5 protein-coding genes are annotated in these 5,605 nt (G+C 54.4%); 4 read left to right on the plus strand and 1 reads right to left on the minus strand.

Annotated elements, in window-relative coordinates; translation table 11 throughout:
- Nucleotides 1-208: IS110 family transposase (locus BN3789_RS12085; protein ID WP_147569752.1), on the minus strand; the 208-nt coding region annotated here is incomplete at its 3' end.
- A 408-nt stretch (nucleotides 209-616) separates the two neighbouring features.
- Between BN3789_RS12085 and BN3789_RS12090 the strand changes: the two genes are divergently transcribed.
- The 4 genes from BN3789_RS12090 (at nucleotide 617) to BN3789_RS12105 (ending at nucleotide 5,482) form a co-directional block, all read left to right on the plus strand.
- Nucleotides 617-2,116 (plus strand): type I restriction-modification system subunit M, encoded by a 1,500-nt coding sequence (locus BN3789_RS12090; protein WP_066834722.1) that lies wholly within the window; start codon nucleotides 617-619, stop codon nucleotides 2,114-2,116.
- 10 nt (nucleotides 2,117-2,126) lie between these two features.
- The gene (locus BN3789_RS12095) at nucleotides 2,127-3,530 is read left to right on the plus strand and encodes an RNA-binding domain-containing protein (RefSeq protein WP_066834725.1); all 1,404 of its coding nucleotides are present in this window, start codon (nucleotides 2,127-2,129) and stop codon (nucleotides 3,528-3,530) included.
- On the plus strand, nucleotides 3,523-4,650 hold the full coding sequence (locus tag BN3789_RS12520) for a restriction endonuclease subunit S (RefSeq protein WP_161939016.1): 1,128 nt from the start codon (nucleotides 3,523-3,525) through the stop codon (nucleotides 4,648-4,650). The genes BN3789_RS12095 and BN3789_RS12520 overlap by 8 nt, the downstream gene beginning before the upstream one ends.
- Before the next feature lie 97 nt (nucleotides 4,651-4,747).
- Nucleotides 4,748-5,482 carry a tyrosine-type recombinase/integrase gene (locus tag BN3789_RS12105; RefSeq protein WP_066834729.1) on the plus strand — a complete coding sequence of 245 codons (735 nt, stop codon included), beginning with the start codon at nucleotides 4,748-4,750 and terminating at the stop codon, nucleotides 5,480-5,482.
- Nucleotides 5,483-5,605: the final 123 nt, after the last annotated feature.

Consider the following 5,605-nt stretch of genomic DNA (forward strand, 5'->3'; position numbering starts at 1 on the left):
CGGCGGCCCCGATCGCGCGGGAGGGGAGCGCGCCCGCCGCGGCCTCGACGTTGTCGACCCTGCCCGAGCCGACCTTCCGGCCGGCCCGGTCCCGGGCGTGGGCCACGTGGAACGACTTGCCGACGTCGAACCCGATGAACAGCTCGCAGTCGGGGCAGGCGGCCCCGGCGTCGGCGCATGCCTGCGGCGTCATGTACATACGTGGCATCCCCCCTGCCGTGTCCGCATGTCGGCCCGGCCGGGCGCCCGCCTGGCAGCACCCGCAATGCTGAGCCGCGGCGGTCTTCGAACAGCATGCCCGGCAGGTTCCCATCGGTCGTCTTCGGCGGACACGCCGCCCGCGCCGGCAATACCCCCCCGGGCCCTCTGCGGGGCAGGGCAAGACGGCTGCGCGCGGGCGGCCGGTCGGGCCGCCCCTCGGGGCCCCGCAAGCATACCCCAGGAGCTGGGATATGAATAAAAGCGGAGCTCCTTTGGAACGACTTAACTGTATTGGGCTTCGGGTAACGGCCTGCTATATCCATGCCCCTTCTCACTTCGAATCTGTTGGCACCGCCATGAATGTGTCTGCGCGACAAGGTATGATTGGCAAAGCGAATAGACCGAAGGAGGGCTTGTGATTACCGGAGAGCTTCGCAACAAGATTGACAGTCTGTGGGAAACATTCTGGACGGGTGGGATCACCAATCCGTTGTCGGTCATCGAGCAAATCACCTATCTTATGTTTGTGCGCGATCTTGACGAGGTCGATAACCGGCGCAGCAAGGAATCTCTGGTCCTCGGGCTGAGTTATTCCAGCATATTTGCCGGTGGCAACGAGCAATGCAAATGGTCGGTGTTTCGCGATATGGCGGCACCGCAGATGTATGAGGTCGTGCAGAACCGCGTTTTCCCTTTTATCAAAGGGCTGCATGCCGATAAAGACAGCGCATATTCCAGGTACATGGGCGATGCGTTGTTTTTGATTCCGACGCCCCAGATGCTCTCGAAGGTCGTGGAGCAGATGGATTGCATCGACTGGAAGGATAAGGACATCCGTGGGGATGTTTACGAGTATCTTCTAAGTAAACTTTCAACATCGGGCACGAATGGGCAGTTTCGCACGCCGCGTCATATCATTCGCATGATGGTCGAGCTGCTGGATCCGAAGCCTCAGGACACCGTGTGCGATCCTGCGTGCGGAACGTCCGGATTTTTGGTTGGGGCGGCTGAGTATGTCGCCGGGCGCTATTTTGACGAGACGTTTCGAAACGCGGAAAACAGACGGCACTACAACAGCGAGATGTTTACGGGCTATGACATGGATCGGACCATGTTGCGAATCGGTGCCATGAACATGTTGTCCCATGGTATTGAGAACCCTCGTATCGAATATAAAGACAGCCTGAGCGAGCAGAATACGGATACCAACAAGTACTCGGTGATTTTGGCAAATCCTCCGTTCAAGGGCAGTCTCGATGCCGATATCGTTTCGCCAGATCTTACCAAGCTGGTCAAAACGAAGAAGACCGAGCTTCTGTTCTTGGCGCTTTTCCTGCGCTCGCTTCGTTTGGGGGGTAGATGCGCCTGCATCGTTCCCGATGGTGTGCTGTTCGGCTCCTCCAAGGCGCACAAGGCGATTCGAAAGGCGATTATAGAAGACAACTGCCTCCAGGCGGTCATCAGCATGCCAAGCGGGGTGTTCAAGCCCTACGCGGGGGTGTCCACAGCGATTCTAGTGTTCACCAAAACGGGTAATGGCGGAACCGGGGACGTCTGGTTTTACGATATGCAAGCAGACGGGTTCAGCTTGGATGACAAGCGGCAAGAGGTTTCCGAAAACGATATTCCCGACATCGTCAAGCGGTACGCGGATTGGCGCGAAAACGGTTCCGAGAGCGGGGAAGCGTCGCGCGCTCGTACAGAAAAAAGTTTCGTTGTTCCCAAGGAGGAGATTGTTGAGAACGATTACGACCTATCGATCAACAAGTACAAGGAAATCGTATACGAAAAGGTGGACTACCCTCCCACATCGGAGATCATGGCCGATTTGATCGCCTCCGAAGCCGAGGTTCAAAAAGGCCTTCTCGAGCTGCAAGCGATGCTCGAGGAGGGTTTGCCTGGCGAGGACGGGTAAGGTGACGCATATGGTGCCCGAAGACGCGCACATCGAATATAAGGTGGGGCTGACCGATAAGTTCGAGCGCGAGGTCGTTGCCTTTCTCAACAGCTCTGAGGGCGGGGTTATCTATATCGGCGTTGATGATGAGGGCAATCCAATCAAGGGCTTGGATGTGGACGATATCCAGTTGCGGGTCGCGAGCCGTATTCGAGACGGTATCGTTCCTGCAACGCTTGGAATCATCGATGTCTCGGTTGAGCGTGTGCAGGATGTTCCCGTCGTTAAGATCATCGTTTCCGGCGGCCCGGACAAGCCGTATTACGAGAGACGCTATGGCATGTCTGAGCGCGGATGCAGCGTGCGCGTTGGGTCTGCAGTGCAGCCCATGCCACAAGCGATGATCGACGGTCTTTTTGCTTGTCGTGCTCGCCCGACCATTCGCAATATCCGGTCTCCGCGCCAGAAGCTGACGTTTACCCAGCTCAAGATCTACTACGAAGGGCATGGCCTCAAGCTCAACGACGAGTTTGAGGAAACGCTTGACCTGCGCACGGATGACGGTGCCTACAACTGGCTTGCGTATCTGCTGGCAGATGAGAACGGCGTGTCCATGAAGGTGGCAAAATACGCCGGTCAAGACAAGTATTACCTGTTGGAAAACGAGGAGTATGGGTATTGCTCCATCCTAAAGGCGCTTGATCGCGTGCTCGACAAGATGCTGGTCGAGAATACGACCAAAGCGCGCATAACGCCGAAATACCGTATCGAGAGAAAGCTCGTCGACGCGACCGCCCTGCGCGAGGCCATCATCAATGCCGTTGTGCACAATGACTGGACGATGGAGGTCTCACCGGTGGTGGAGATCTATTCCGATCGAATCACGGTGTCATCATATGGCGGCCTTGTCCCCGGACAGAGCCTCGAGGGCTTCTTTGCGGGGCGGAGCGTTCCGCGTTCGCGCGAGCTCATGCGTGTGTTCCGCGATATGGAGTTGGTTGAGCAGTTGGGTTCCGGCATGCGCCGTATTCTCGATGCGTACGGTCGAGATGCATTCGAAATCGACGACAACTTCATCTGCGTGACGTTTCCGTTCTCGCAAGAGGCCCTGGGGCTGAATGATGATGTTGCCACGTCTGGTGAGACGGAAAGCGCGGTGCATGGCACTGATGGCACGTTAAATGAGACTATAAATGAGACTATAAATGAGACTTTGAGACTGGACGAAAAGGATCGAATGATTCTGGCATTTCTGGAACGTGCTCCACGCGCCACGTACGGGGAGATAGCGACTGAGACGGGGATGGCGCGCGCAACTGTTTCCCGCAGGCTTTCCGCACTTTCAGGAAAGGGTGTGCTTAAGCGAGTTGGAGCGCGCAAAAATGGCTATTGGGAAGTGCTTTTCCACGAGGAGGCTGATCACATTGGCTAAATGGCCTATGGTGAGGCTTGGTGATGTGTGCCAGCTGACAATGGGGCAGTCGCCAAAATCTGAAACATATAATGGCGATAGCATCGGACTGCCCTTTTTCCAGGGAAATACTGATTTCGGTAAAGAGTGCCCAACGGCCAGAGTATGGTGCAAAGCTCCGAAAAAGGTTGCTTTGACGGGCGATATTCTTTTGAGCGTGCGAGCTCCGATTGGTGCCGTGAATACTGCATCATGTAAGTGTTGTATAGGGAGGGGTATTGCTGCACTACGGCCGAAGTCGGGCGCGCTGGATGTCGTATATTTAAAGAATTTGCTTCGCGCTAGGAGGGATGCACTTGAAGCACTGGGGACGGGTAGCACATTCAAGGCAGTTACAAAGAAGCAGTTAGAGGATTTCTTAATTCCCTTGCCCACAGTTACATGTCAAAATCTGCTCGCTAAAAGATTCGAGTTGATTGCTAGATTGATAGAGATGCGCAGCCATCAGCTCGATATGTTCGGCGAAATAGCCAAATCCCGGTTTATCGAGATGTTTGGGAACGATCCTGCAATCGAAAGGGCCCAACTTAAGGAAATATGTTCGCTTATAACCGACGGCACCCATCAACCGCCGAAATTTCAAGCAAAAGGCATTCCTTTCCTATTTGTAGGTAACGTCGCCGGCAACGAGCTTACTTACGAGACGTCAAAATATATATCTCAAGAAGATTACGAGGCTTTGATTGCGAGAACGCCGATTGGAATTGGGGACGTTTTGGTGTCAGCCGTTGGCTCATTTGGGCATCCGGCAATCGTTAAGGACAAGCGACCCTTCTGCTTCCAACGCCATATTGCTTACTTTAAGCCGATGCGTGAAAGAGTCGATAGCATCTTCCTCCACGCTGCTTTATTGACGGACGAATCGCAGCGTTACATGGATAAAGCCGCTAAAGGTGCGGCGCAGCGCACCATCACCCTCAAGAGCTTCAAAGAGCTAGAGATACCCTTGCCCTCGCTTGCTCTTCAACGCGAGTTCGCCGCCTTCGCCGAGTCGGTCGACAAATCGCAAGTTGCGATAAAGCGAGAGATCGAGAAGCTTGAAACGCTCAAAAAGGCGCTCATGCAGGAGTACTTCGGTTGAGAGTTGATGCGGCGCCCCGCCGCCTGTTTTTGGCGGTGGGGTGCATAGGGCGTATCTCTTTCTACACTGGTCTCACGTTGATAAAAGGAGGCCAGTCATGCAGGGTAAGCAGTCACTCATGCTCGATATCGAGCGACTTATGGTTCAAGTTCTTGACAATGCGCAGATGGAGAGGCTGCACGCAGTTCTGGAGTACTGTCTTTTCGATGTCGAGAACTTGCCACTAGAACGTGCGCATCTTTCGAACGATGAGTACCTCGAGCGTTTTGTCTCTGCAAAGCGCCTCGAGGGTTGTTCAGAGAAATCGCTGAGGTACTACTCGGCTACCATTCAGCGGTTCTTTGTTAATGTTAACAAGGTGGTCACCAGGGTTACGACAGATGATCTCCGAGCCTATCTCTCCAGCTATCAGCTTACGAGCAGAGCGGGGAAAACGACAATTGACAACGTCCGGCGCATCCTCTCCAGTTTCTTCTCATGGCTTGAAGTCGAGGACTATATTCTCAAGAGCCCTGTCCGGAGAATCCGAAAAATAAAGTCAACGAAGACTGTAAAGGAAACATACACCGACGAGGCTCTTGAGCGCATGCGGGACGGTTGCCGGGAGTTGCGCGATTTGGCGATAGTCGACATGCTTGCTTCGACGGGTATGCGCGTTGGCGAGCTGGTAAGGCTCAATCGAGATGACGTGGACTTTGAAGCGCGCGAATGCATCGTGCTTGGCAAAGGCGATAAAGAGCGAAGGGTTTATTTCGACGCGCGCACGAAGTTGCATTTACAGGCGTATCTTGAATCTCGAGATGACGATAACCCAGCCCTGTTTATCTCCTGAGTAATCGCCCGCTTCAGAGCATGCGATATTGCGAATGGGAGCCGCTGGTGGCCAACGTCAGATATTGGCATAGAGAGCCATCGATATTTCGCAAGGGAGCCGCCTGCTGCTACCTTCGTCTTG

The sequence above is a fragment of the Collinsella ihumii genome, assembly GCF_900046475.1.
Taxonomy (GTDB): domain Bacteria; phylum Actinomycetota; class Coriobacteriia; order Coriobacteriales; family Coriobacteriaceae; genus Collinsella; species Collinsella ihumii.